At 68.2% G+C, this 23,647-nt stretch carries 32 protein-coding genes and 2 pseudogenes; 12 read left to right on the top strand and 22 right to left on the bottom strand.

The window, feature by feature from the left end; genetic code table 11:
* Nucleotides 1–71: 71 nt before the first annotated feature.
* From KQY30_RS35860 to KQY30_RS35850, 3 genes and pseudogenes are all read right to left on the bottom strand, one after another.
* Nucleotides 72–470 (bottom strand): hypothetical protein, encoded by a 399-nt coding sequence (locus KQY30_RS35860; RefSeq protein WP_217310623.1) that lies wholly within the window; start codon nucleotides 468–470, stop codon nucleotides 72–74.
* Nucleotides 467–1,310, bottom strand: a pseudogene (locus KQY30_RS35855) (IS5 family transposase). The gene KQY30_RS35860 and the pseudogene KQY30_RS35855 overlap by 4 nt, the downstream one beginning before the upstream one ends.
* A gap of 949 nt (nucleotides 1,311–2,259) precedes the next feature.
* Nucleotides 2,260–2,487, bottom strand: a complete 228-nt coding sequence (locus KQY30_RS35850) for a hypothetical protein (RefSeq protein ID WP_217310622.1) — start codon at nucleotides 2,485–2,487, stop codon at nucleotides 2,260–2,262.
* A gap of 282 nt (nucleotides 2,488–2,769) precedes the next feature.
* Here KQY30_RS35850 and KQY30_RS35845 point away from each other — a divergent pair, with 282 nt between their 5' ends.
* Nucleotides 2,770–3,207, top strand: coding sequence for a glutaredoxin (locus KQY30_RS35845; RefSeq protein ID WP_217310621.1), 438 nt, complete (start codon nucleotides 2,770–2,772; stop codon nucleotides 3,205–3,207).
* Nucleotides 3,208–3,251: 44 nt separating this feature from the next.
* Here KQY30_RS35845 and KQY30_RS35840 read toward each other — a convergent pair whose 3' ends face one another.
* Together KQY30_RS35840 and KQY30_RS35835 are read right to left on the bottom strand one after the other, a co-directional pair.
* Nucleotides 3,252–3,440 (bottom strand): hypothetical protein, encoded by a 189-nt coding sequence (locus tag KQY30_RS35840; protein ID WP_217310620.1) that lies wholly within the window; start codon nucleotides 3,438–3,440, stop codon nucleotides 3,252–3,254.
* 195 nt (nucleotides 3,441–3,635) lie between these two features.
* Complete coding sequence (locus KQY30_RS35835; RefSeq protein WP_217310619.1) at nucleotides 3,636–4,016, bottom strand: peptidase inhibitor family I36 protein; 381 nt, start codon at nucleotides 4,014–4,016, stop codon at nucleotides 3,636–3,638.
* A 341-nt stretch (nucleotides 4,017–4,357) separates the two neighbouring features.
* Between KQY30_RS35835 and KQY30_RS35830 the strand changes: the two genes are divergently transcribed.
* Complete coding sequence (locus tag KQY30_RS35830; RefSeq protein ID WP_254407495.1) at nucleotides 4,358–4,747, top strand: class I SAM-dependent methyltransferase; 390 nt, start codon at nucleotides 4,358–4,360, stop codon at nucleotides 4,745–4,747.
* 35 nt (nucleotides 4,748–4,782) lie between these two features.
* Here KQY30_RS35830 and KQY30_RS35825 read toward each other — a convergent pair whose 3' ends face one another.
* Complete coding sequence (locus KQY30_RS35825; RefSeq protein ID WP_217310618.1) at nucleotides 4,783–4,905, bottom strand: PmrA; 123 nt, start codon at nucleotides 4,903–4,905, stop codon at nucleotides 4,783–4,785.
* A 258-nt stretch (nucleotides 4,906–5,163) separates the two neighbouring features.
* The gene (locus KQY30_RS37020) at nucleotides 5,164–5,847 is read right to left on the bottom strand and encodes a hypothetical protein (RefSeq protein WP_254407494.1); all 684 of its coding nucleotides are present in this window, start codon (nucleotides 5,845–5,847) and stop codon (nucleotides 5,164–5,166) included.
* A gap of 573 nt (nucleotides 5,848–6,420) precedes the next feature.
* Between KQY30_RS37020 and KQY30_RS35815 the strand changes: the two genes are divergently transcribed.
* The gene (locus KQY30_RS35815; RefSeq protein WP_217308917.1) at nucleotides 6,421–7,530 is read left to right on the top strand and encodes an IS630 family transposase; all 1,110 of its coding nucleotides are present in this window, start codon (nucleotides 6,421–6,423) and stop codon (nucleotides 7,528–7,530) included.
* Nucleotides 7,531–7,539: 9 nt separating this feature from the next.
* Here the strand turns inward: KQY30_RS35815 and KQY30_RS35810 are convergent, their stop codons facing one another.
* A complete protein-coding gene (locus tag KQY30_RS35810; RefSeq protein WP_217310617.1) occupies nucleotides 7,540–8,991 on the bottom strand; it encodes an amidase in 1,452 nt (483 codons plus the stop codon).
* Between the two features lie 131 nt (nucleotides 8,992–9,122).
* On the opposite strand from KQY30_RS35810, the gene KQY30_RS35805 reads away from it, so the two are divergent.
* A complete protein-coding gene (locus KQY30_RS35805) occupies nucleotides 9,123–9,749 on the top strand; it encodes a TetR/AcrR family transcriptional regulator (RefSeq protein ID WP_217310616.1) in 627 nt (208 codons plus the stop codon).
* A gap of 588 nt (nucleotides 9,750–10,337) precedes the next feature.
* Here KQY30_RS35805 and KQY30_RS35800 read toward each other — a convergent pair.
* Complete coding sequence (locus tag KQY30_RS35800; RefSeq protein WP_217310615.1) at nucleotides 10,338–10,619, bottom strand: DNA methyltransferase; 282 nt, start codon at nucleotides 10,617–10,619, stop codon at nucleotides 10,338–10,340.
* On the opposite strand from KQY30_RS35800, the gene KQY30_RS35795 reads away from it, so the two are divergent.
* Nucleotides 10,609–10,764, top strand: a complete 156-nt coding sequence (locus tag KQY30_RS35795) for a hypothetical protein (protein ID WP_217310614.1) — start codon at nucleotides 10,609–10,611, stop codon at nucleotides 10,762–10,764. The genes KQY30_RS35800 and KQY30_RS35795 overlap by 11 nt on opposite strands.
* Before the next feature lie 140 nt (nucleotides 10,765–10,904).
* Here the strand turns inward: KQY30_RS35795 and KQY30_RS35790 are convergent, their stop codons facing one another.
* Nucleotides 10,905–11,531 (bottom strand): DUF4232 domain-containing protein, encoded by a 627-nt coding sequence (locus KQY30_RS35790; RefSeq protein ID WP_302185354.1) that lies wholly within the window; start codon nucleotides 11,529–11,531, stop codon nucleotides 10,905–10,907.
* A gap of 792 nt (nucleotides 11,532–12,323) precedes the next feature.
* On the opposite strand from KQY30_RS35790, the gene KQY30_RS35785 reads away from it, so the two are divergent.
* Nucleotides 12,324–12,755, top strand: a complete 432-nt coding sequence (locus KQY30_RS35785) for a DUF4259 domain-containing protein (protein WP_217310613.1) — start codon at nucleotides 12,324–12,326, stop codon at nucleotides 12,753–12,755.
* Nucleotides 12,756–13,247: 492 nt separating this feature from the next.
* Here the strand turns inward: KQY30_RS35785 and KQY30_RS35780 are convergent, their stop codons facing one another.
* Nucleotides 13,248–13,880 carry a TetR/AcrR family transcriptional regulator gene (locus KQY30_RS35780; protein ID WP_217310612.1) on the bottom strand — a complete coding sequence of 211 codons (633 nt, stop codon included), beginning with the start codon at nucleotides 13,878–13,880 and terminating at the stop codon, nucleotides 13,248–13,250.
* Between the two features lie 94 nt (nucleotides 13,881–13,974).
* Here KQY30_RS35780 and KQY30_RS35775 point away from each other — a divergent pair, with 94 nt between their 5' ends.
* Both KQY30_RS35775 and KQY30_RS35770 read left to right on the top strand, forming a co-directional pair.
* Nucleotides 13,975–14,721 (top strand): SDR family NAD(P)-dependent oxidoreductase, encoded by a 747-nt coding sequence (locus KQY30_RS35775; RefSeq protein ID WP_217310611.1) that lies wholly within the window; start codon nucleotides 13,975–13,977, stop codon nucleotides 14,719–14,721.
* 59 nt (nucleotides 14,722–14,780) lie between these two features.
* Nucleotides 14,781–15,173 (top strand): ester cyclase, encoded by a 393-nt coding sequence (locus KQY30_RS35770; RefSeq protein WP_217310610.1) that lies wholly within the window; start codon nucleotides 14,781–14,783, stop codon nucleotides 15,171–15,173.
* Between the two features lie 493 nt (nucleotides 15,174–15,666).
* Here the strand turns inward: KQY30_RS35770 and KQY30_RS37015 are convergent, their stop codons facing one another.
* The 7 genes from KQY30_RS37015 to KQY30_RS35750 all read right to left on the bottom strand — a co-directional run bounded on the left by KQY30_RS37015 (nucleotide 15,667) and on the right by KQY30_RS35750 (nucleotide 18,342).
* On the bottom strand, nucleotides 15,667–15,876 hold the full coding sequence (locus KQY30_RS37015; protein WP_302185377.1) for a DUF6207 family protein: 210 nt from the start codon (nucleotides 15,874–15,876) through the stop codon (nucleotides 15,667–15,669).
* Between the two features lie 171 nt (nucleotides 15,877–16,047).
* On the bottom strand, nucleotides 16,048–16,398 hold the full coding sequence (locus tag KQY30_RS35765; protein ID WP_254407492.1) for a DUF1330 domain-containing protein: 351 nt from the start codon (nucleotides 16,396–16,398) through the stop codon (nucleotides 16,048–16,050).
* A gap of 138 nt (nucleotides 16,399–16,536) precedes the next feature.
* Entirely contained in the window at nucleotides 16,537–16,698 is a 162-nt protein-coding gene (locus KQY30_RS37010) for a hypothetical protein (RefSeq protein WP_254407491.1), read from the bottom strand.
* Between the two features lie 21 nt (nucleotides 16,699–16,719).
* Nucleotides 16,720–17,184: an FMN-dependent NADH-azoreductase gene (locus KQY30_RS35760; protein ID WP_254407490.1), complete on the bottom strand. Its 465-nt coding sequence runs from the start codon at nucleotides 17,182–17,184 to the stop codon at nucleotides 16,720–16,722.
* A gap of 350 nt (nucleotides 17,185–17,534) precedes the next feature.
* Nucleotides 17,535–18,071: a DsbA family oxidoreductase gene (locus KQY30_RS35755; RefSeq protein ID WP_254407489.1), complete on the bottom strand. Its 537-nt coding sequence runs from the start codon at nucleotides 18,069–18,071 to the stop codon at nucleotides 17,535–17,537.
* A complete protein-coding gene (locus KQY30_RS37630; RefSeq protein WP_367997494.1) occupies nucleotides 17,966–18,202 on the bottom strand; it encodes a DsbA family protein in 237 nt (78 codons plus the stop codon). Before KQY30_RS37630 ends, KQY30_RS35755 begins: the two co-directional genes overlap by 106 nt.
* A complete protein-coding gene (locus tag KQY30_RS35750) occupies nucleotides 18,199–18,342 on the bottom strand; it encodes a hypothetical protein (protein ID WP_217310609.1) in 144 nt (47 codons plus the stop codon). Before KQY30_RS35750 ends, KQY30_RS37630 begins: the two co-directional genes overlap by 4 nt.
* Before the next feature lie 76 nt (nucleotides 18,343–18,418).
* Between KQY30_RS35750 and KQY30_RS35745 the strand changes: the two genes are divergently transcribed.
* The 3 genes from KQY30_RS35745 to KQY30_RS35735 all read left to right on the top strand — a co-directional run bounded on the left by KQY30_RS35745 (nucleotide 18,419) and on the right by KQY30_RS35735 (nucleotide 20,374).
* Entirely contained in the window at nucleotides 18,419–18,799 is a 381-nt protein-coding gene (locus KQY30_RS35745; protein ID WP_254407488.1) for a helix-turn-helix domain-containing protein, read from the top strand.
* A gap of 425 nt (nucleotides 18,800–19,224) precedes the next feature.
* A complete protein-coding gene (locus KQY30_RS35740) occupies nucleotides 19,225–19,617 on the top strand; it encodes a heme-binding protein (protein ID WP_254407487.1) in 393 nt (130 codons plus the stop codon).
* Between the two features lie 382 nt (nucleotides 19,618–19,999).
* Entirely contained in the window at nucleotides 20,000–20,374 is a 375-nt protein-coding gene (locus KQY30_RS35735) for a VOC family protein (RefSeq protein ID WP_217310608.1), read from the top strand.
* A gap of 84 nt (nucleotides 20,375–20,458) precedes the next feature.
* Here KQY30_RS35735 and KQY30_RS35730 read toward each other — a convergent pair whose 3' ends face one another.
* Nucleotides 20,459–21,127, bottom strand: coding sequence for an SDR family oxidoreductase (locus KQY30_RS35730; protein ID WP_217310607.1), 669 nt, complete (start codon nucleotides 21,125–21,127; stop codon nucleotides 20,459–20,461).
* On the opposite strand from KQY30_RS35730, the gene KQY30_RS35725 reads away from it, so the two are divergent.
* On the top strand, nucleotides 21,126–21,869 hold the full coding sequence (locus tag KQY30_RS35725; protein WP_217310606.1) for a hypothetical protein: 744 nt from the start codon (nucleotides 21,126–21,128) through the stop codon (nucleotides 21,867–21,869). The two genes, KQY30_RS35730 and KQY30_RS35725, sit on opposite strands and share 2 nt — an antisense overlap.
* Before the next feature lie 77 nt (nucleotides 21,870–21,946).
* On the opposite strand, the gene KQY30_RS35720 is transcribed toward KQY30_RS35725, so the two are convergent.
* The 3 genes and pseudogenes from KQY30_RS35720 to KQY30_RS37265 all read right to left on the bottom strand — a co-directional run bounded on the left by KQY30_RS35720 (nucleotide 21,947) and on the right by KQY30_RS37265 (nucleotide 23,519).
* A complete protein-coding gene (locus KQY30_RS35720) occupies nucleotides 21,947–22,465 on the bottom strand; it encodes an XRE family transcriptional regulator (protein WP_217310605.1) in 519 nt (172 codons plus the stop codon).
* A 12-nt stretch (nucleotides 22,466–22,477) separates the two neighbouring features.
* A pseudogene (locus KQY30_RS35715) lies at nucleotides 22,478–23,445 on the bottom strand (transcriptional regulator); the annotation flags it as partial.
* Entirely contained in the window at nucleotides 23,394–23,519 is a 126-nt protein-coding gene (locus KQY30_RS37265; protein ID WP_302185353.1) for a hypothetical protein, read from the bottom strand. The pseudogene KQY30_RS35715 and the gene KQY30_RS37265, both read right to left, overlap by 52 nt.
* Between the last annotated feature and the right edge of the window lie 128 nt (nucleotides 23,520–23,647).

Raw genomic sequence — 23,647 nt, 5'->3', positions numbered from 1 at the left:
TGTGGGCGGTTCGTAAGGTGATGTCGGTTTCAAAGTGAGGCTTGAGGCAGGGGTGCTGGCCGCGGTGTCGGCTACTGCCGCCGGGCGAACCAGCCGGTGTCAGCTTCGGTGAGGATACCGAGTTTGACCAGGCGCTTCAGCTTGGCCCGGGTGCCTTCGATGTTCTTCGGCAGCAGTTCATGGCGAAGGGCCTGGCAAACTTCCTTGGCCCGCAGGGGGTCGGTCGCCGCGTTGAATGCGGCGAGGATGCGCGGGTAGTCCGGGTGCTCGGGCAACTCGGGCGGGGATGCGGGGAGCCTGTCGGCAAGGCCGGTGACAGTCTTGCGGGTGATCGTGAGGTGCTCGAGGTGTGTCTCGGCCTCCCGCAGCCGGGTCTGCAGGTCGTCGATCTGCGCGCGAAGATCGTCAGCCAGCGCCCGGGCGGCGTCTTCCTGCAGGTCCAGTGCCTCAAGGAGGGGGCGAATGTTCACGTGCTCACGGCCTCTTCGCGCCAGGTGGAGGTGTTCGTGCCGGTGAGACGGCGGATCATGACATGGGACATCGCCCAGTAGACGCGCGAGGCGGACGAGGCGGTGGGGTGCTCGTAGTCACGGACCAGACGCCGGTGAAGCATCAGGATTCCGTAGGTCTGCTCGACCCTCCACCGCTTCGGCTGCGGCAGGAAACCCCGGTACCCGGGTTCGCGTCCCACGATCTCGACGTCGATGCCCAGGGCGGCGCCGTGTTCGACGCTGGTTCTTGAAGCGCTGCTCGACCAGGGCTTTGCGGACGGTGTCGCCGGTGTGCTCGGCGACCTGGTCCAGCAGGACGATGCCCGCGGTGTTGTCGTGGGTGTTCGCGGCGAGGATGACGACCGCGATGACCAGGCCGCGGACGTCCACGGCCAGGCCGCGCTTGCGGCCCGGCACCCGCTTAGCCGGATCGTAGCCGGTGGTGGCGGCGGGGACCCCGACGGCCGCGTAGACACTCTGGGTGTCCAGTACCACCAGGGTCGGGTCCTCTAATCGACGGGCGCGTTCACGGACCTGACAGCGCAGGAGTTCATGGATGACCTGGTCGGTTCCGTCGTCCCGCCAGGCGGCGAAGTAGTAGTACGTCGCACTCTTCTACGGCAGGTCGTGCGGGAGGTAGACCCACTGGCAGCCGGTCCGCACTTGGTAGAGGATCGCGTTCACGATCTCCCGCATGTCGTACGTGCCCTGATGACCGCTGACCGAGCGGTGCCGGTCCTTCCACGCGGTGATCACCGGCTCGATCAACGACCACTGCTCGTCCGATAAGTCGCTGGGGTATGGCTTGCGTTCACTCATCCCGCCAACCCCAGCAGGCCCCGCACCACGGACCCGCGGGTTCGCCCCCACCCCACACCATCAGGCGACCACAGAACGACTCAAAGACTCACGAACCGCCCACTAAGAGCGTGCGTTTGAGGTGCGGCAGGGACGCCACGTCCGTCGGCTGGGTACAGGGGTCGGTATCGGTAGGTTCGCTGCCTCCGGGACCGCCCCGTTGGGTATCAGCGTTCTGCACTCTCCGTAGCTCGCATCTGATTTGAGTAGACGGGGAATCGACGCCGACCGCATGGGCGTAACCCTCGAATACTGGCTTGTGCACCCGTTCCGTATCCCGATGTGGAACAGTGAGTCGGTCCCGCTCAGCAACATTTCCCTCGGCGCCGTGGCCGACGATCCTCGATCCGCCCGTGTCCCGGCCGGGACGCCCACCGTTGTACGCGTAGCGCGGCCGACCGGCACGTCACCGCACGCGGCGCAGCGATGTCCGGCCGCCGCTCCGCGGAGCGAAGGATGGCAATGGACCACCAGCGACCCGCAGCCGAGGAAGCCCCCATCCCCTCTGCGGTGACTCATACGGCGACAACTGGCTGGTCGTCGGGGGGACGGTGACGACTCCCGCGGGCAGTTGGGCCTTTGCCGATCCGTGTCTGCTGACCGGTGAAGCCCGTGAGGTGTCCGCTTGGTTGCGCGCGGTGGCCGCCGGGACGGTGGCTGTGACCGGATCTGATGCCGAAGGCTGGTTGTCCCCGGACACGTGGTTCGTCGAGCCAGTCCTGGCTGTTAGCCTCGCCGCTCGGAGCGACAGTGGGGCGGTGATTCGCGTTCACCTGTCCTTGGAGGAGGCCCCGCCATGGCAGCAGGGCAATAACGGGGCGGACATCGACCAGCACGTCGTGGAGGTGCGGGTGGATACGGATGCACTGCTTCATGGGACCTTGCTCTGGCTTCCTTCCCGACTCGCTGATCAGCGGTGACCCTTCTCCAGGGTGTCGGTGGGGTCTTCGAGGGGCTGGCCGAGCTCGTTCAGGAGTTTCTCGATGCGGTCGGCGGTGCAGTAGTGGCGTTCGGCTTCGTGGGTCCAGCCGTGGTTGGCGGCGTCGGTGGCGAAAGCGTTCTCAACCTTGCGTCGCGCCCCTAGCCGTGGCGCGTAGGCCGGGGTCGTGACGAACTTCGCGTCAGAGTGCCCAGTCACAGAAGTTGTGCCAGAGCCCGTTCTCGCGGACAGAGCCACTGTGCGGCGAGGATGACGCTGTTGCCGGGGCGGGCGGTGAGGAGACGTGGGCGGTAGTGAGGGCATCGGGGTTGGTGCTCCGCGCCATGATCTCCCCGAGGCCGTCGCCGGTGACATCGCCGGAGGCGATCACGGACACGCTGGTGCAGTCGGTACCGGTCCCGCACTCATAGCGTAAGCGCGCGGTCTACCGACGGGGTGGGCGTGCGCCGCATGAGCCAGGCGTAGATAGCCTGCGTCACCATGATGCGTGCTTGGATCCTGCCGATGCTGCTTGTGTTCTGCGGCTCTGCCGTCGCGGCTGGGCTGATCTTCAAGGGGAGCCCCGTCACAGCCGCAGCACTCCTGCTGGCGTTCCTGGCGCTCGCCGGCGTAAATTCGCCTTTGATCTTTCCGAGGTCGATCGGTGCGCGGGAGGCACAACGCCGCAGCGCGGTCGACGGCCGGCCGGTCGTCTTCTGGCGGCCGGGCTGCAAGTACTGCATACGACTGCGCATCCGGCTGGGCCGCAGCACCCGCGAGTTGCACTGGGTCAACGTCTGGCGCGACCCGGCAGGAGCTGCGGCGGTGAGGGCAGCCAACGACGGCAACGAGACCGTGCCGACAGTTTTCGTGGCGGGCCAGCCACACACCAACCCCGATCCCGAATGGGTGCGCGAACAGCTCTTCCCTTCTGTGTGATCAGAAACCGCGAGGTGCGGCGGCCCGGTGACGAGCCGCTTCTGTCATCCCTGCTGCCGGCGGGTGATCCGCACTTCGCCCACCAGTATTACCGCCGGGTTGTCCACACGCTCGGTCATAAAGCCCCGGACGACGACGAGGATCTGCGTGATGTCCTCGAAGCCGACGTCGAACGGGTCTTCATGGGCTGGTGCTTCCGATAGGACCGCCGAACGACGCCCCGCCGCGAGCACCTGGGGCGGTCCAGTGCCGCCTGGCGCTGTTGGGCGGTGGAGCGAGGCGTGGCCGCAGGTACTGACTGCCTGTACTCCGGTAGCAGACCGCGCTACTTCGGCCTGCCGGACAGGGGCGCCACCTGGCCGGCGTCCGTGCCCACGGCCCGGATCCCGCTGAACGCCAAGAGCGCTGCTGCGGCCTTCAAGGGGGTATCAGCAGCCGCGGCCGACGCGAAGGGAGGTCATCTTGTCGTTGAAGTGTGAGGCCACCGCCGCTTCGGACCTGCCCTGCGGGATCGAGATCATGCACCCGACGTAGTTGCCGTGCTCGTAGACGCTGACCGTCTTGCCGGTGCGATTCCAGTACGAGGTCATGCGATCGTTCATGTAGTTGCCGACGTTGGGGTTCGACGTGGTGTAGTGCCTGAAGTCGCCCCGATAGCTGGACTGCTCCCAGACGCAGAACGATCCGGACGGACACTGGTTGGGGTCGGCTGCCGCCGGGGGTGCGGTCAGCGAGACGGTTCCTGCGGCGACCGTCAGGACGGCCGCGGCGGTCCACAGGCGCGAGGCGATGTTTCCGAGTCGGGACATGCTCTCCTCCGTTTTTCGGTCCGGACACCCTCGCCGGGGTGCCCGGATAATCCAGGCCCGGACTCGGGCCCGGCACCAGGTACTTCTCCCGACACTCCGACGTTCATGACAGATGTCACCCGCGTGGGCGAACCATCTGTGCGGCATTCCCGGCTTCGCCGCGTGGCGGCGGTCCGGACGACGTAGTGGACGTCATGGTTGAAGGGGAACGACAACTGGCCGAACCTCGCGCCGGTGCTGTCCACCAAGGCGATCGACTGGGACCTCGTCCTCCCCGGCAGCCGACCGGTACAGCCGCGCGGAGCCGATGTTTCAGCCTCGGCATCAGCTTGAAGGCGAGCATGTGGGCGAAGGCGAAGCCGGCTGACGGCAGTCTTGACGGCGTCATCGCCTGGTACTCGATCGTGCACACCCCTCCGGAGCTGCTGCCGGTTGTGTTCGCGGAGTTTCACCGCGTGCCGGCTCCAGGCGGCCATCCGCTGATCGCCTTCAAGGCCGGTGACGGGCTCCGGCACCTGGAGAACGCATACGGGCATGAGCTGTCCCTCGACGTCTACTGGGTCTCTCCTGACCGCATCGCCGAGTTGCTGAGCCGGACCGGGCTGATGGTGGATGCCCGGCTGATCCGCGGGCCGAATGAGCAGGAGAAGCCCCGGCAAGGTCAGCAGGCGTACCTCCTGGCCCGAATGCCGGTGAAGCCTGGAACAAGGGTTGCCGACACCATCGCGTAGCGCGACCCAGTAGTCCGCAGGTGTGCTCTGGAGGTTCATAGACGGCGGCGGGCGGCGGGGCCGCGCTCGGCAACGTACCAGGCGACCGCGTTGACGCCGGGGCGGGCGTACCGCTCCAGGGAGCGGACGGAGGCGTGCCGGGAGCGGGCCAGCAGCATCGGGGTGGAGGTGGCGTCCTCGGCGTCGTGTGTCAGGGCACTGTGGCGTAGCCGGTGGAGTCCAGCCGTCCAGGCCCTCGATGTCCTCGGGCGAGGCGAGGGGGTTGGCCAGCAGCTGGGTGTTCTCCTTGAAGATCTCCGCAGCCCGTCGATACGACAGCCTCGCCCGCCTGGTCTCCGGGCACATGTCCAGCGTCGGCGTCCCGGCCGGGGCCTTGCGGCCGGTGAGGAACAACTGACCACACGCGCGGCCCGTGATCAGTCGGGGCAGCAACTGGGCGGTCCCGGAATGCCAGTGAATCCGCTCAGTGGCGCCGCCCTTGCCAAGGTCCGGCCGCGCTTGTCGCCCGGATGCAGGTCCTCCACGTTCAGGCACAGCACCTCATCGGCCCGTGCGGCGGACTCGTAGAGCATCTTCCAATGCGTCTTCTCCCGGAGGCCAACGTCGAGGCGCCACCGGGCGGCGATCTGGTTCTCCGCCAGGGCCTTGGTGCAGTCCGGCGGCGTCGGCCGCCGCTCGATGCCGATCATCGGGTCGCCGACGATCCAGCCTTGGCGCTGCCACCAGCCGATCGCCTTGCGCGTGATGGACAGTTCCCGGTTGACGGTGTCGGCGTCCATCTCGTCCACCCGCGCCGCCGCCAGCTCGGCGAGTACCTCCGGCAGTGCCGGGTCGTCGATCGCGGTGACGGGGACGGCGGGTGGCTTCGCGCCCCGGCGGGCGGGTCCGGCCAGCGCGGGTTCACCGGCGAGCATCCACCCCCATGTCGTCAGCGAGATCCGGCAGATCCGGGCGGAGGACTTCGCGATGCCCGTGCCGGTGAGGTACCGCTCGACCGCCGCGGTGTATGACGACGGCGAGGCGGACAGGGGCACGACCCGGGCGTGCGCCAGCCGGAGCGCGCTCCCACTCCCGAGTTCGGTCACCGGTTCGGTCGTCACGCCGCCCCGCCCTTCCGACTCTGCGGCCGAAGAGTCCGCCGCAGGGCGCGGTGATCACCGTAGGGGCTCTGCCGCGGTAAATCCGGCCTTTACCGCGGCAGCGGAGCAGGCCGCTGAGCAGGACAGGTGGGCACAGACGCCACTTGGCCGTAGCTGTACGAAAACTGGGCTGTTGCCACGAGGGCGTCGCGGACATGTTCGGCGCTGCGGCCATCGGGCAGGTGGAAGCGCCACGAAGAGGCTGTGCGAGTCCGGATCCGGGGATGCCGGGAGTACCGGACGACATGCGCGAGGTGCTTCTCCCACTCCCTCTGTGCATGGCCCGTGGGCTCCCGGCTCTAGGCCCTGTCCGGCGGATCTTCGCGGGCCCGGAACGCCTGGCACGGCACCTCGCTGCGTTGTCGGACCGTCCAAGTACATCCAGTACGAGGACGGTCCTCCGCCTTGCGATCCTCCCCCGTAGCCCGAAAGGCACGGGAGGGACCCCCTCCACCAGCCGCCCCGGGCTGATCCACGAAGATCCGCCGGACAGGGCCTAGTGTTCTGAGTCTTAAATTTCCGTAGGGTTGGGTCATGGTGCGTCCGGGACCGAAGCTTGTGCCGTTGGATCTGACTGATGCTGAGCGGTCGGTGTTGGAGGGTTGGGTTCGGCGGCGTAAGTCCGCGCAGGACATGGCGATGCGGGCTCGTGTGGTCCTGGCCTGTGACGAGGTCGGGGAGGACGGTTTCCCTGTGTCGACGCGTGTGGTGATGGAGCGGGTCGGGGTGTCGCGTGACACCGTGTCGAAGTGGCGTCGGCGGTTCCTCGCGGACCGTCTGGACGGGCTGTCGGACGAGCCCCGTCCGGGCCGGCCCCGCACGGTGGGGGATGAGCAGGTCGCCGATCTGATCGCGCGGACTCTGGAGTCGGGGCCGGAGGATGCCACGCACTGGTCGACGCGGTCGATGGCGAAGAGGACGGGACTCTCCCAGTCGACCGTTTCGCGGGTCTGGCGGGCGTTCGGGCTGCAGCCGCACCGCTCCGAGACGTTCAAGCTGTCCGCGGACCCGTTCTTCGTCGACAAGGTCCACGACGTGGTGGGACTGTATCTCGACCCGCCGGAGCGGGCGCTGGTGCTGTGTGTGGACGAGAAGTCGCAGATCCAGGCACTGGACCGGTCTCAGCCGGTGCTGCCGATGATGCCCGGGGTGCCGGAGCGGGCGACCCACGACTATGTCCGCGCCGGCACCACCACCCTGTTCGCCGCGTTCGACGCGGCCACCGGCAAGGTGATCGGTTCGCTCCACCGCAGGCACCGGGCCGAGGAGTTCAAGAAGTTCCTGGGCAAACTCGACAGAGAGGTCCCTGCCGGGCTCCAGGTCCACCTGATCTGCGACAACTACGCGACCCACAAGACCGCGGCAGTCAAGAAGTGGCTGCTGGCCCATCCCCGGTTCCACATGCACTTCACGCCCACCAGCTCGTCCTGGCTGAACCTCGTCGAGCGATGGTTCGCCGAGCTGACGAACAAGCGGATACGGCGAGGCGTCCACAAGTCGGTCCAGGCACTGGAGAAGGACATCCGCACCTGGATCGACTCATGGAACGAGGACCCCAAGCCGTTCATCTGGACCAGGACCGCCGACCAGATCCTCGAATCCCTCGCCTCATACTGCCGACGAATTAGCGACTCAGGACACTAGGAGCGCTTCTCAGTGGCCCGTGCGATTGCCTGCCCACACTGGGGGAATTCGGCCCGCCCACGGGCTTGCCTGTTCGAGTTGGCCGGCGAGGCGGAAGAGGCGGCTTTCGAGGCCGTATCCGGCGGCGAACTGCATACCGATCGGGAGCCCCGTCTCGGCATCGGCCGTCACCGGCACGGACATGGCGGGCGTGCCCGCCATGTTGAACGGCATGGTGAACGGCGAGCTGTCGAAGACGCGGCTGATCCAGCCGAGGCCGTCCAGCGTCTGTGCGCTCTCGGCAAGGGTGCCCAGGGGCATGGGAAGCTCCGGCAAGGTCGGGGTGAGCAGTATGTCGTGGGCGTCGAAGTACTGTGCCAGGCTGCGGGCGACCCGGTTGCGGATCGTGAGAGCGGTGACGAACTGGGCGCCGCTGACTCGCTGCCCGTAGTGGTACCCGGCAAGGGTCACCGGTTCGAGGGTGGAGGAGTCGATGGGCCGGTCGAAGGCGGTAGCCAGCTCGTCGACCGAGGCCGCGAGGTTCGCCGTGAACAGACGGGCGCTGGCCAGCACGAACTCCTCCCAGCGGGTCCCGAGGTCGACCTCGACCTCCTCCACCTGGTGGCCGAGCGAGTCGAGCAGACGCACGGTGCGAGAGAGGGCGTCGGCCACCGGTGTGGTGGTGCGGCGTCCGCCCCATGCCTGGGTGAGGACACCGATCCGCAGCGAGCCCGGTTGGCGGGCGACTTCCTCCACGTAAGGCCGGGACGGCTGCTGGGCGAAGTAGGGGTCACCGGGTTCCGGACCGCGGATCTGGTCGAGCAGTGCCGCACTGTCGCGTACCGTGCGGCTGACGCTGCCCTGCACGGCCAGGCCGCTGAAGAGCTCGTCGAAGTCGGGGCCCAGGGAGACCCGGCCACGGGTGGGCTTCAACCCGAATAGGCCGTTATAGGCGGCGGGGATACGGAGCGAGCCGGCGGCATCGGTGCCGTGTGCGATCGGGACCACCCCGGCAGCGACTGCCGCCGCCGCGCCCCCGCTGGATCCGCCCGCGCTTCGTTCGAGGTTCCACGGGTTGCGGGTCGCGCCGTACAGCACTGGTTCCGTCGTGATGCTGTAAGCCATCTCCGGTGTCGCGGTACGCCCGAACGTCACGAGGCCAGCGCGACGGAAGCGCAGCATCAGGGAGGAGTCGGCGCGCGCGACGTTGCCGGCCACAAGGCGGCTGCCCAGCTCCATGTGCCGCCCGGCCATGGAGACTCCGATGTCCTTGATCAGGAAAGGGACCCCGGCCAGCCGTGTGCTGCCGGGGGTGGGCTCGTCGTCGGTCGACCACGTCTCCACGATGGCGTTGACCTGCGGATTGACTGCCTGCGCGGCCTCGTGTGCGGCTGCTTCCAGTTCGGTGGGGGTCACCTCCCCTTTGGCCACCAGCTCCGCGAGCCCGATCGCGTCGAAGTTCACGTACTCGGTAACTCTCACTCTCACTCCTAGCGGAAAGAACGATACTTCCGAGTCCCCGACGATACCGAACGGTATCGCATGGGGCGGACTGGTACCGTAAGAGCAATGAGGCAAGGGGTCCGCACCCGACCGGACATCACGGAGTAGTCATGGCATCGACCATCAGAAGGCCGAGCAGGGTGGCGAAACTGCCGCCTCGTGAGCGCATCCTCGACGCGGCGGAAGAGCTCTTCCAAAGCGAGGGAATCCGGCGGGTGGGCGTCCAGGCAATCGCCAAGAGGGCCGAGACCACCAAAATGGCGATCTACCGGCACTTCGAAACCAAGGACGCGCTGGTCGCGGAGTGGATGCGGATCGTCGCCGCCGACTACCAGGCGGCTTTCGACCGGGTCCAGATGGAACATCCTGGCCAGCCCAGGGAGCAGATCCTGGGCTTGGCCCGCTTCATTGCCGACGGATTGCCGGCCATCTCGCACCGGGGCTGCCCGTTCATCAACTCCCTCGCCGAACTGTCCGACCGCTCCCATCCCGCACGGCAAGTGATCGAGAAGCACAAGGCCCACCAGACCCACAGACTGGTCGGCATGTGCGCCGAGGCGGGGCTGCCCGACCCCGAGCAGGCCGCAGCCGAGATCACCTTCGTACTCGAAGGCGCGCAGGTCAGCACGCAGAACGGAAGCATCGATCGGGCGGGGGACCGCCTGATGAGAATCGTCGAGGGGATCGTGGATCGGCACCGTTCCCCCCTCGGCGCATCCAAGGCGACCGGCGACTGACAGTCGCGAATCCGCGTCCCCAATACCGAGAACCAGGTGCGCGTTCGCCCAAGTTCACGGGAACGCTTGTCTCCGAGTGTCGGATGCCTGTGTACTCGGTCAGGGGCTCCGAGACGCCGATCACCAGTACGGCGACGGCGGCGGCCACTCCCCGATGAACAGCGGCTGCTGAGACAGCCGCGGCCCTTCGTATTCCTCGTCCGACTGGGACGGTGTCCTACACCGGGCGGCTTCCCCGGTTGGAACAGCCCGCAGAGCACGGGGCGTTGGCTGCGGCAGCGGAGGCGGCTCCGGCAGCACGTCCGCTTCATGACCGTACCGCCGCCGGACGGAAGCGGCGGCGCATTCGCCGCCTTGGCCCGCAGTCCCTCGGTCGCTGCCTGTCCGTCGCCGAACTCGTCTTCCGGTTCGCGGGCCCGCTTCCGGCACCGTGCCTGCTTGCTGGTCTGGTGCGCGGCGAGCGCCTCGGGAGACAGCTTGAAGTAGCGGCGGACGTTCTCCGGCTTCTTGTGCCGGGACTTCGCCATCAGCATCAGCAGCAACGCCCCTGCTCGCTTAGGTGTGTTGTCGCCTGAGGTTGGTGTCGCCTCAGCGGCGGGAGGCGGTACGGCGGCGGACGGTGTCCGGGAGGGCCGTGCTGCGCCAGGCGGCGAGTCGGATGTGGGCGGGTGAGATGTCGGCGCTGATGCCGACGCGCCCGAGCGCCTTGGCCGCCGCCGCGGTGGTGCCGGTGCCGCCGAAGGGATCCAGGACGATCCCGAGCGGCGGGGCGTAGCCGAGGATCGGGCGGCGCGGCAGGGCCTCGGGCATGGCGGCGAAGTACCGGGCGTCGCCCAGTTCGGCCAGCACCTTCAGCGGGGTGGTGGGCACGGTCCAGACGCTGGGCAGGCACTACGGGGCCGCCGCCTCGCCCTCCTGGAACACGCCGCCCGCCACGGCCTCCGTGACGTTCCAGCAGCGAGTAGCCGCTGCCTTCGCGGAGAAGCTGCCTGAAACGGCGGCCGAGTTGTGGTGAGCAGCGCCCGTATCGGCGAGATGCGGTGGGGTCGTCTGCGGGACGACCGCCCGAGCGGGGCGGATGGCGTTCCGGCGCGGTTCGCCGTCGGCGTCCACCGGCAGGGCCGCCGCACCACGGCGGCGGCCCTGGCGTGGGGATCAGCCGAACGGGACGGCGTCGGCGGGGTCGGCCTGCCAGTTGGTGGCGATGGGCCGGTCGACCGTGACGGTGTGGGGGAGCTTGAGAGTGACGGTGTTGTCCTCGTCGCCCGCGACGGAGAGAAACAGCTGGCCGAACTGGATGCCGTTCTCGTCGTTGGTGGTCTTGGGGTTGATACCGGCGTAGGCGGCGGTGGAGCCGGAGAGGGTGACGCCCTCGCTGACGGCGTGCTGGGCGGGCGACACATGGCTGTTGCGGCTGGAGCCGAAGAAAGCGGTGGGCAGGATGCCCTCAAGGTGGCAGGTGACGCCGGACTTGGCCTTGGCGGTGACGAGGAGGTAACCGCCCGCCTGCGTCTTCGAGCTGATCTTGAAGGAGAGGTCGTTGGTGCCGCAGTCCCGCACGTTACTGCTGTCCCTGTCCCTGTCCCTGTCCCTGTCCCTGTCGCTGCCCGCGGTGGCAGCGGCGGTGGCGGCGCCGGTGGCGGTGGCGGTGAGCGCCACGGCCGCGACTGCGGCCAGGGCGAGGCGGGCGGGGCGGGTGGCGAGGTGCGAACGCATCAGCTTCTCCAGGGTGTGGAAGTAGGTCGTCCAGCGGTTCGCTTGGACGGCCTCAGCCTGTTCCACGAGCTGTTCCACCCGCCATGGAAAACAGTCATTCCGGGACGCTGGAACGCCGGAATGGGCACTGACCAGCCCAAACGATGACGCCCTGGGACGGCCTCCTGGGACGGGGGAGCTGACGGCGAACTGACCCGGGCTCGGCTTCGACGATGCGTCCGCCGTCGAGGACGATGACGCGGTCAGCGGTGCGGGTGGAGCCGAGTCGGTGGGTGATCAGGATGACTGTGCGGCCGCCGCTGAGGGTGCGGATGCGTTCGCAGACGGCTTCCTCGGTGAGGGGGTCGAGGGCTGAGGTGGGTTCGTCGCAGATGAGGACGGGGGCGTCGCGGTAGAAGGCGCGGCAATGTCGTCCGGATCGTTCAGGTCGGCGCACCAGGTGGCCGCAGTCAGGCCGGCCTCCACCGTCAGGTCCTCGGTCCGCCGGCTGATGTCGCATGCCTCGCACAGCCCGCCCGACCGGTCCTGCCCGCAGTCCTCGCACGGCAGCGCCTGCCGCACCGCGTCGGCGGCGGCTGCGGTCTCGCGCTCGGCCCGGTGCTGCGCGGCGGCACTGGCCGCATCCAGGCGGGCCCGCTCCGCCCGGGGCCCGCTCACGCGGCCACACGAAGTCCTGCGCCTCGGTGGCCGCCCGCTCGCGGAGCCACTCGCGTATGTCAACCGGATCAAGATGCTCAAGCGTCAGATGTTCGGGCGCGCCGGCTTCGCCCTTCTTCGCAAGCGCGTACTGCTCGCACAGTGCTCGCAATGTCGGCGGCTGATGCGAGGATCCTGGCGCAGCTACACGAGGAGATCAAAATGGGCACCTGGGACACTGGCCCCTTCGACAACGACACGGCCGCGGACTTCGCCAATGCTCTCGACGACGCCAAACCCGAGGAGCGTGAGGCACTGGTCCGAGGCATTCTCACGCGCACCGTCGACGCCACCGGCTGGCTCGCCGAAGGAGAAGAGGCGGTGGCCGCCGCGGCGCTGATTGCGGTGCAATGCCCTGGCGGCGACCCAATCGACACACCTTACGGCCCTGAAGAACCCATGCCCGCCTTCCCTGACGATCTCCGGACGCTCGCGGACGAAGCCCTCGCTCGCGTCATCAGCGAGGAGGCCGGGCCGGCCTCGAACTGGGTCGACCCGGAAGACTGGAAGCAGTGGCGAGCCAACCTCAACCGCCTTCGCGCAGTCCTTGCTCCGCCATCACCGTCCATCCCGCTGTTCGATATCGAGCAATGACAGAGCGTCACCCGCCACAAAACCTGAGCCAGAACCACAGTAGTGACGTCACTTGTCGATGAGTTTGGGAGACGCTCCGAACCGCGGTCGGGTGATGCTGATGAGCTCGGGAGGCGCCGGGGTTCTCGCCAGGGCAGCATCGGGATGCTCCTGGTGAAAGGTCCTGGTCATGCTGCAGATGTCGAAGGTCGAGCTGTACGCGGCGATCCGGCGTGACCTCACGATGGCATGTCGATGCGGGAGCCTGAGCGCAAGCACGGCGTGACCTGGCGGACGGTACGGAAGGCGTTGGACTCGTCCTGGCCGGAGCCTCGCAAGAAGCTGTCCCCCCAGGCGACCATGCTGGATCCGTACAAGCGGGTGATGACGAGATTCCGCGGGCGGATCTGGATGTACAACGCACCGACTCCTGCCGTCTCGCCGACATTCGAGCACGGGCCGAGGACCCGGCGAAGACCGTCTGCCCTTCCGAACAAAGCGGACAGTGTCAGCTCAGCCGTCCGGCTGAGCCAGGCCCGTGGCGGGCGGCCAACTTCGCAAGGTCATGTCGGCCACCTGCTGGAGGACGTCACGAGTGATGCCGCCGACGGCCTGGACGGCGATGCCGTTCGCCACGGTCATGAGGTGACGGGCGAGCAGGCCGGGATCGGCGTCGGGAGGCAGGTCACCTTCGTCAACGGCCTGCTGGAAGCGGTCGCGGAGAAGTGAGACGTGCTCCTCGCGCCAGGCGACGAGTGCGTCGCGGGCGTTGCTTCCCGGCTCACCGGCGGCAAGGGATCCCTGGATACCGAGACACCCGGCGGGGCTGCCGATGCCGGTGGTGGCCCGGACTGCGCCGTTGAGCAGCGCGGTGGCCACCTGACGGGCGGTCGGTTCCCTCATGGCACGGGCCCCGTATGAGGCGGGACCCTCCGTGTAGCGCTCCAGGCACTTCCGGAACAGGTCCTCCTTGTTGCCGAAAGCCGCGTACATGCTGGTGCGGTTGATACCCATGGCGCCGGTCAGGTCGGTGAGGCTGGCGCCTTCGTAGCCCTGTTCCCAGAAGACCCGCATAGCGCGTTCGAGGACTTCCTCGGTGTCGAATCCCCTCGGCCGGCCGATCGGCGCCTTCTGTCCCGTCTTCATGCCGTCGATCGTACTCCTTCTGTACCGGTCGGTGCGAAAGATGCTATGGTCTCATTCAGTACCGATCGGTACCGAATCTATGGAGGTCTTGACCATGGGGCAGCTCGAAGGCAAGACCGCCGTCGTCACCGGCGGCAGCAGCGGGATCGGTCTGGCCGCCGCCGTTCGGCTGGCGGCCGAGGGCGCGCACGTGTTCATCACCGGCCGGCGCAAGACTTTGCTGGATGCGGCCGTCGAGACCATCGGCCCGGCGGCGGCCACCGCTGTGGTAGGCGACATCTCCAGCCTGGCCGACCTGGACCGGCTCTACGACACGGTCCGCGCCCGGGGCTGCGGCCTGGACATCGTGTTCGCCAACGCCGGAACCGCGTCGTTCGCGACACTCGAGCAAGTCACCGAGGACCACTTCGACGAGACCTTCGGCGTCAACGTACGGGGCACGCTGTTCACGGTGCAGAAGGCGCTGCCGCTGCTCAACGACGGCGCGTCGGTGATCCTCAACTCCTCGGTGCGCGCCGACGACGGTGTCACGGCGTTCGGCACGTACGCGGCCTCCAAGGCGGCGATCCGGTCCTTCGCCCGCACCTGGGCCAACGAGCTCAAGGGGCGCGGTATCCGGGTCAACGCGATCTCCCCGGGCACCATCGACACTCCCGCGGTCGACGCCGTGGCCGAGGGAGACGCGCCCGTCACCAAGGCCCAGTTCGTCGCGGGTGTCCCGCTGGGCCGGATCGGGCGCCCCGACGAGGTCGCCGACGCGGTGGCCTTCCTCGCCTCCGGGCGGAGCAGCTTCATCCTCGGCACCAACCTGTACGTCGACGGCGGCGAGAACCAGATCTGACATCGGCGTACGCGACCCGAATGACACAACCCGAAATCCAGAGCGGCAGAAAGGCCATCATGTCCGACACCGACCTGCGCGAGTTTTTCCAGCGCTACATCGACGCACTCAACACTCACGAGTTTCGGCGCATGACCGAATTCATTCACGACGAGCTCGTCATGAACGGCCGGCCGGTCACGCGGGACGACGTCATCGCCGAGTTGGAGGGGCACGGCGACGCGGTGCCGGACTTCACCTGGCGGGTCCAGGACCTCGCCATTGAGGGTGATCGCGTGGCGGCCCGTCTGTTCAACAAGGGGACGCCCGCGAAGGAGTGGTTCGGTCTGCCCCCCACCGGCGCCACCGTCGAGTACGGCGAATACGCCTTCCACAAGGTCCGTGACGGGCGCTTCTACGAGATGAACTATCTGATCGACGCTCAGGCAGTTCAGCGACAGCTGGTCGGCTGACGTCCAGGTCGGCCTTCGTCAGCATCTCTGAGAACCGTTCGCGCGCCGCGCACAGTCGGGCGGGCCTCCAGGTTCCCGGGGGCGCCGGCCACCGCGCGAGATGCACCTGCACGCGGTTATGGCCGTGGCCCGGGCCACGGCCATAACCGCATTCGACTTCCCGAGCCGGTAATGGTCGAACTCAAGGGTGCCCGCCAGCCAGGGTCTCCGTCGCGTCGGCCAGCGCGGTCAGTGCGCTGCGTGCCCGCTCGTGCAACTGCTCAGCGCGGGCTTCCTGCCGCGGCAGGGGCTCACAAACAATCACACAGCCCTGGCACCGGCCCGCCGCCCTCACCGGCGGCGGGCTTCCGCCAGCCGGCAGTGCCGTCATTATTCATCGATATCCGCACACCGAGCCATCCCCAACCGTCTCCCGAACCCGTCCACAACTGCTACTCCTGGAGATGCACGAAGCCAGACGTGGCCGCGGGCGCCGGGCCCGTCACGTAACTCCTCACCGGATGGATCCTGCGGGACTACAAGCCGCGCTTTGACTTCGGCATTTGAGGGCCAGTCGGGTCAAGGACCGCTGGGTTGCTCCGGTGTGGGAGACGTGGAGGGTGATGAGCGGGCGCCGGTTCAGGTAGTAGCGCAGTCGTACGCCGGGCTGGTCCATCTCCCTCGCCACGAGGTCGGCGGTAGCGCTCTCCCAGCAGGCAGCGATGGCTTCCTTAGATCATCAGCCAGGCTCCGGCCGCCAACCGTGCGCGGCCGGAGCACCTGCGCACGCCCGTGAGCGGTCAGATGATTGTCTCCCGACAGGCTCGGACGTCCTTGCGGCGTTGGGGGCAGGGAACAGAATCCCACTCCGCCTCGGGCGGCCGCCCGGCACCTCTCAAATGTTCGCGGGGTAGCCCTCCGAGAAGACAAGGCACCGGTTCATCTCTGTCCGTGCGATCTCAAGCGCGCCGGCGTACTCGCCGGAGTGGTACCACTCCCGCGCGCGGTCCATTGCCGGGAACTCGACGACGGCGAACGTCACGTCGGGCTCCCAGTGCCCCTCCGCAACTTCGGGTGACCCGCCGGAGGCGATCACGCGTCCGTCGTACCGGCTGATCGAGGGCAGCGCGATCTCGACGTATCGCGCCAACGCGCCACTCTCGGAGTCCAAGATCCTGGATTCGGCGATCACATAGGCGTTCATCTCTGCTGAGGCGCCTTCGATGAGTGAATGGATTTCTGCCATAAGGGGATTGACGGTCAGGGCCGGTGCTGATGAGGGCATGTGCGCCTCAATGCGGTCCCGGTGGGCTCCAAGCCGGGCTTCTGCGTTCGGCGCCGGTGCGGTGCGCGGGGGGATAGGGGGTCGGTCGCTTCAGGCGGTTCAGGCGGCGAGGCGCTTTGCAAGGAGTTCGCCTTGCTGGACGGCCTGTTGGTGCGCGTCGGCCATGGCCGCCTCGTGCAGCGGGACGAGCTCGGCCATCGCGGGGACGACGGGCGCGAGGGTGAGCTCGGGCACGATCACGCGCAGGTCCAGGCCGAGCATGCGGGGGTTGGCGAGGATGTCCTAAAGGGACGGTACGAGGTGGTCCAGGCCGTGGTTGGGGCTGCCCGGGCCGTAGCCGCCGCCCCGGGCGGTGATGACGGTGGCGGGGCGGCCGGCGGAGGGTGGATTGGCGCCGGCGTCCAGGGTCCGTCCGAACACCATGACCTGGTCCAGCCATGCCTTGAACACAGAGAGCATCGTCAGGTTGTAGAGCGGGACCGTGAACAGGTAGGCGCTCGCACCGAGGAACTCCTCGATGAGTTCGTCCTGGACTGCCTGTGCCATGGCCTGGCTGGGAGTGTGCCCGGCGCGCTCCGTACTGCGCGCGGTTATCCCCTCCACGGTCAAGTGCGGGACCGGTGCCAGGCCAAGGTCGCGGTGGACGACGGGGCCGGTGAAGGCGTCGCGAAAGGAACGGGCGATCCGGCGGGAGACCGATCCGTTGCCGGGGGTGGCCGAGGAGTCGATGTCGAGCAGATACGGCATGTCGGTGCGGTGTCCTTTTTTGGGCACCCTTGACGGCGCGGCGGGAGCCGGCCGCCGCCGAAGGCGCGGGGGCGGTGGTCATAGGGAAGGGGGGACTGTGGAGGGGGACTGCGCGGTCTTGCGGACCGCAGGGACCGCCCTTGTCCGGCGTGGCCGGGACGGGGACGGCGCGGATCGCGTCCGGCGTGTGTGGCAGGAGAGCCGGCAGCAGCAGTGGCGTCGGCTTCCCGGGCCCCGGCGGCCGTGTTCCGGGTCGCCGACGGTGATGGTTCCGGGTGGCCGACGGTGATGAACGGCATCCCGCGGGCGCCCCGGTGGCCGTCCAGGCCGGTGCTGCGCGCGGTGTACGGTCAGCGGGCCGCGGGACTCGATGCGGCGTCGGCGGTGCGGAGTGCGGACAGGAGATTGTCGACCGGCTGCGCGCCGGAGACGCCGTACGCGCGGTTCAGGACGAAGAACGGCACGCCTGTCACGCCGAGCGCCTGGGCCTCGCGGATGTCCTCACGGACATCGGCCGCGAACGCGTCCCCGGTGAGGACCTGGCGCACTTTGTCGGCCGGAACGCCTACGTCGGTCCCCAGCCGCACGAGTGTCTCCACGTCGTCGACCAGCTCGCCCTCCACGAGGTGAGCGCGCATCAGCCGCTCGTGCATCTGCGCGCCGAGGCCGTGGAGACGGGCGAGGTGACTCAGGCGGTGGGCGTCGAAGGTGTTGACGGACACGGCCCGGTCGAAATCGTAGGCCAGCCCTTCCTCCGCCCCCAGCGCCACGAGCTGCCCGGTCATGGCGTGCAGCTCCGCCGGCGAGCCTCCCGTCTTCCTGGCCAGGGTCTCGTACACAGGCTCCCGCAGGCCGTCGCGGGGGTGGGGTCGAGCTGGAAGCTGCACCACACCACCTCGACGTCCTCGGCGTGGGCGAACCGGTCGAGTGCCTTGTCCAGCCGCCGCTTCCCGAGGTAGCACCACGGGCACACGATGTCGGACCAGACCTCGATGCGCAGCCGCCGCCGACGGCTCACAGCGGGCACGCCCCGTCCGCGCAGACGGGAGCGTTCTCGGTGCCCAGGACGACCAGGGCGGGGGCCGGCCTCTCGCGGGACGGCGCGGAATCCGGCCGCGGTCCGGGCTCAGCGGCTTCGTCCAGAAGTGAAGTGCGCATGTGAACTCCAATGGTTACTTCTTGTGCGTAGCCCCATCCTGCGGCAGCATGGCGGGGAACGGAAGGAGGCACTTTGATGTCAGCCACGCACATGGATGTGCCCGAGACCATCAAGACGACCGACGACTGCGCTGTACGTGACGTGCTCGACCTGGTCGGCGACAAATGGAGCGTGCTGATCGTCGTCCTTCTCGGCCGGCGCCTGCACCGCTTCACCGAGCTGCATCGCGCCATCGAGGGAATCAGCCAGCGCATGCTCACCCTGACCCTGCGCGCACTGGTCCGCGACGGGCTGGTGACCCGTACCCCGCACGCGACCGTGCCGCCCCGGGTCGACTACGAGCTGACCGAACTCGGCCGGACTCTGCTCGTGCCTCTCACCGCGCTGGACGCATGGGCCAACACCCACCGCGAGGAGATCCGGGCCGCCCGCCGACAGCATGACCAAACCCTCTGACCCGTGGATCGTCGGGAACCGGCGGCGCCTTGGATCCTTACAGGCAAAGCGCACGGGCATCCCTGAGACAACCCACGATCACTCGGAACGCGATAGGGAGACACGACGGGGCCGAAGAAGGCGATGGGATCGGCGGCGGAGTCGGGGCCCGGTACGGTGATGATCGGGCTTGTGACGTTCTGTCCCGCCAGCTGGCAATCCCGCCTCCTGCAGCGCCGCCTCCAGCGCCGCCCCGTGCTTGAGCTGCTTGTGCAGGTGGTACCGGGTACCGAGGGCTGTACAGAGGGGTTCGAGCACCTCACAGGCCCGTGGATGAGGCCGGCCGCGTACAGCCTGCGCTGAGCACCCGCAGCCAATCAACTCGCCCGCCGCGGCCCCCGAGCGGACCGGCGCGACACCGCGAACACCGGAAGGGACCAGGGACAGTGACTGCTCTGACGCTGCAGGAAGCGATGGACCGCACGGCGGCGGGCATCGCCAAGGCCACCGAGATGGGCGTGCCCATGAACATCGCCGTGGTGGATGCCGGCGGTCATCTGCTGCACTTCTCCCGGATGGAGGACGCCTGGCTGGGCTCCATCGACATCACCATCCGCAAGGCGAGGACGGCTGCCTTCTTCAGGACGCCGACAGCGGCGATCGGCGAGCTGTCACAGCCCGGCGGTGATCTGTACAACATCGAGGTCACCAACGGCGGCCTGGTGACCTTCGGCGGCGGCCTGCCCATCGTCAGCGGCGACCGCGTCATCGGCGCAGTCGGCGCCTCCGGCGGTCAGGTCGCCGAGGACACCGCGGTGGCCGAGGCGTGCCTCGCCTGACACGACCGGCGAAACTGCTCTGCTGCTGAGTGGACGCCGAGCTGCCGACACGTGCCCTCTCTCGGGGCGTACCAGGCAGCCGGAGGCCAAGAGCATCCCCGACGCGTCGCAGCGTCTTCCGATCGACTCACCGCACCACAGGCACAAACGATTTCCGTGTTCGTCCACAGGGACTTCTGCCACACAGTGACCGTATCGAGGGCACTAGCCGTTGCGGAGCATCCTTCCGAGTGACCCCGCCTACCCAGATGTTCAGCCGAGGTAGCTGATTTCAAGAACGGTGATGACTTGCTGGGGCAACGTAGCGCACTATTGGACGCGCTATCGGAGGCTTACCCATCCCTTGTCGCGGTCGCGGGTGAATCCCTCCCGGACGGGCTTCTTGCACTCGCGCGGCACGGTTTGCAGCGCAGCACCTTACACCGATATTCATCGGCTTCGTGAAGAGCACGACGTCCCCTTGGGCGAGGAGGCCCGGCGGCTGACCGTCGTCGTCGCGCCCGACCACCCCGACGGCGCCGGACTCCTCCTGGAGCCCGCCGGCCACCCGGCCGTCAAGCCCTGCCGCGACGCGCTGGTCAAGGACGGCATCCCACTCGCCCAGTTCGCCGTCCCCGACATGGAGGCGGAGTACGAGCGCCTGCGGGCCCTCGGCGTCCGCTTCACCCAGGAGCTGCTGGCGATGGACGCTGTCACCACCGCCGTCTTCAACGACACCTGCGGCAACCTGATCCAGACCGCAGCGCAGCCGCGGTAAGCGGTCAGGAGGAGCGGCGAGCACGGGCAGATCGGCCGGGCGCGGCCGGGCCAGGTTCCGCCCCCTCGCCGTGCAGGACACGGTTCAACTGGCGGGGTAAAGGACGTCGGCCTGGTTCCGGGCTCGCATCAGTTCCCATTCCAGATCGGCGAGCTCATGGGGCTCCACCACAGGGAGTTCCATGTTCAGTTTCATTTCTCCGGCCTTCACCGCCTGGGAAGCCTGGCTTTGATCGATCAAGGCTCGCACCGCCAGACCTCCCGCGTAGACACCTCGCACTGCCAGCTCCTCGTGAAGGGTGAGGATGTAGTTGCGCGCGGCCGCCATCAGCGGAACAGGCCCGGAAACACCCCCTGCGGGGAACATGACCGAAGAACCGTAGACGAACAGGATTCCGCCGTCTCCGCGCTCCAGCATCTCCGGCAGCACGTGGTGCACCAATTCGACGGGGGTCAGCAGGTACAGATTCACCCACTTCTGGAGCTCGGCAGCGTCGAGATCGGCCGCAGTGGTAAGAGATGCCGGGCTGAACGGGGCGTAGTTGACCACGTCGACGCGTCCGAACCGCTTCCGGATCTCCGTGACGAGCCCAGGGATTCCGTCAGTGTGGGACAAGTCCGCAGTGAACCCGGCAGCCTCGATTCCTTCGGCTGCGAGTGCATTGACAAGTTCGTTCAGGGGCTCGCGACGGCGGGCGACCGGCGCGATCCGGTAACCCTCCTGTCCGAAGCGGCGGGCCACCGCCTTCCCCATGCCGCTACCCGCGCCGAAAACCGCGATGGTCTTCGCGGCCGAATTGCTGCCCTCTGGTTTGGAACACAACTTGCTGTGCGAGGTAGAGGCCGAGGTCTACATCGCTCCTCCGAACTGGCGGTGGATCACCACAGCCAAGCTCACGCGAGTCAGGCTGACCAATCACAACCACACCAGCCTCCGTCTCGCTTTCCCGCTCACCAATCAGCAACTGCTGGGCCTTGAGGAACACCGGGCCGGGCAGGATCTCCTCCTAGAACTGCACATCAGCGGATTCTTCCAGTTCAACCTCCTCTCCGCTGAGAGCCGCGAGCAGATCCAGGTGCCAGCCAGCGTGTGGCAAGACGAACTGGAGCGGCTCGGCACTTCCTTCGGCTTCGCGCTCTCCATCCCTCTCTCCGCCCCCAACGGGGCACGCCGCGACGCGGCGGCGTACCTGCGCAACGCCCGGCGACTACTGCACGACGGCGAGCCCGACAAAGCGATCGGCAGCGCCCGCCAGGCAATGGAGCGCATCCTTGCCGTAGCCGACTGGCCTCAGATCAGCAAGAACGACGACCTCCACCAACGCAGCCAGGCGCAGCGATGGCGGGCGATCTACAAGGCAGCGTTCGACCAGGCATCTGGTGCCGAGCACGCCGACGAGGTGACGAAAGACTTCTCATACACCCCCGGGGAGGCAGAAGCCTTGATCGGTATCGCTGCCAGCCTTCTTCGCGCCGTTCCAACTTCCGGCATGTAGAGCTGGCGAGATTGCACCGTATGGATACGCGAGCGAGCCCCGGACCAGTGGTCCGCTGGCTGTTCAGAGCGCGGCTGCTACAGCTCGTACTCGAGGTGCTCGATGTCCGTGAACCGGACCTCTTCCAGGGAGCCGGCGCGGCGGCCGCCGTCCTGGAAGCACACCTCCTTGAGGGCTTCGGCGGCGATCTCCTGGAGGCGGGCGGTGAAATGGGGCGGCAGGGCGACGGTCAGGTGCCGGATGCGGTCCTGGTCGGTCGACCCGATTGGCGTGGTGTAACCCATGCGGGCGCGAGCGTCGATGACGATGCCGTGCGTGCTTGCCGCCTTCGCCCTGGCCTTGGCCCTGATCTGGGGCTGCCAGCGCTTCTTCACCTCGCGCTCCAGGCGCGCGGCGAGGTCCGGGCGGGGTTTCTTGATCTGGTCTTTCACGTACCGCTCCACGGTGCGCTGGGAGACTCGTAGCATCTGGGCAACCGGCTTGGTGCCGCCCATCTGCTTGACCAGGTACCGCATCTGCGGGCCCGCGTTCTTGGGCGCCGGGCGCATGAACGCCTTCTGCACGGCGGCGTCCAGGCCGTCCCCGAACAGGCTCATCGTGGCCCTCTCCTACTCTCCGTTGTCGACGTCGGCGACGGTGCCGTCCTTGATGTACCGGGCGAGGTTGAGCTCAGGGGCGTTGAACCGCTCCCGGACCTCCTCGCCCCACAGCACGGACTGGGTGCCCTCGTGCTTCACCAGGCCCGGGTTAACCCCGAGCTTGAAGCCGCCGGGCAGCGGCTTTCCCTCCCGGTACGGGAGGAAGTCCGGCGGGCTCGGTCCGTTCGCGGCGTAGACGACACAGTCGGACAGGATCGCGACCGGGTACTGCCCGGTGAACGCCGCATGCTTGACGATCTAGCGGTGCAGGTTGATCCGGGTGCGGGAGATGACCGTCGCCCGGATGTCCGGCCGCCACGTCGGGCGGGACAGCGCGCGCCACGGCTCGCCCGGCCGCCAGCCCTCCCCGCGCGGGCGCTCGCGGAGCTTGCCCAGGCCGCCCTTCACCGTCGCCTTGACCGCCGAGACGACGAGCGCCAGCTCCGGGTCGCGGCCCTTGCAGCCGTCCATCGCGGCCAGGAAGTCCTCCGGCGACAGGTCGGCGTCGACGCCGAGGTCGGCCATCGTGGCGAGGTAGGCGTCGCGCAGCAGGTTGTACCAGCCGTCCAGGTAGCGGCCGTTTTCGCGGCACACCCATGCCTCGGTCGCTCCTCGTAGCCCAGCTCCACCGCGTACGCCGCGGTCGGCGTCGCGTACCAGGCCGGGCCCTCGGGCCGCTCGCCCTTCGGCGTGAACGGGGAGGGCAACAGGCGGCTGTCCAGCTCCACCCACTTGTCCTTGCCGATCTTCACCTTCGACAGGTCGACGTGGCTGAGGTCGACCAGCCAGGAGCCGGGTAGCTTGGGGTCGACGACCGGGTTCGTGTCGTGGGTGGGCACGCCCAGGCCGACGTTCAGGCCGTTGGCGCCGGCCGCGAAGGCCATGTTCACGTCGATGCCGACCAGGTGGCGCAGGGTGTTCTCGCGCAGCGGCCGGGCCCGGCGGACAGTTCACGGTCCAGGAAGCGGCGCAGCGGGGTGCGGGGGCAGTGGAGTCCGGAGGTCAGGCTCATGCGGTCCACCGCCTGCACGGCACGCTGTTCCTGACGAGGGGAGCAACTTGCCCCCGGCCCGGGTTGACGACATGACACGATTGCGTGCCGGGTGCTGGTGGCCGCGGGCTGTCCCATCTGTTCGGCGC

This window comes from Streptomyces sp. GMY02 (genome assembly GCF_019056675.1).
GTDB classification, from domain to species: domain Bacteria; phylum Actinomycetota; class Actinomycetes; order Streptomycetales; family Streptomycetaceae; genus Streptomyces; species Streptomyces odonnellii.
The sequence above is the reverse complement of the archived record's forward strand: the minus strand, read 5'-3'. Positions and strand labels throughout refer to the sequence as shown.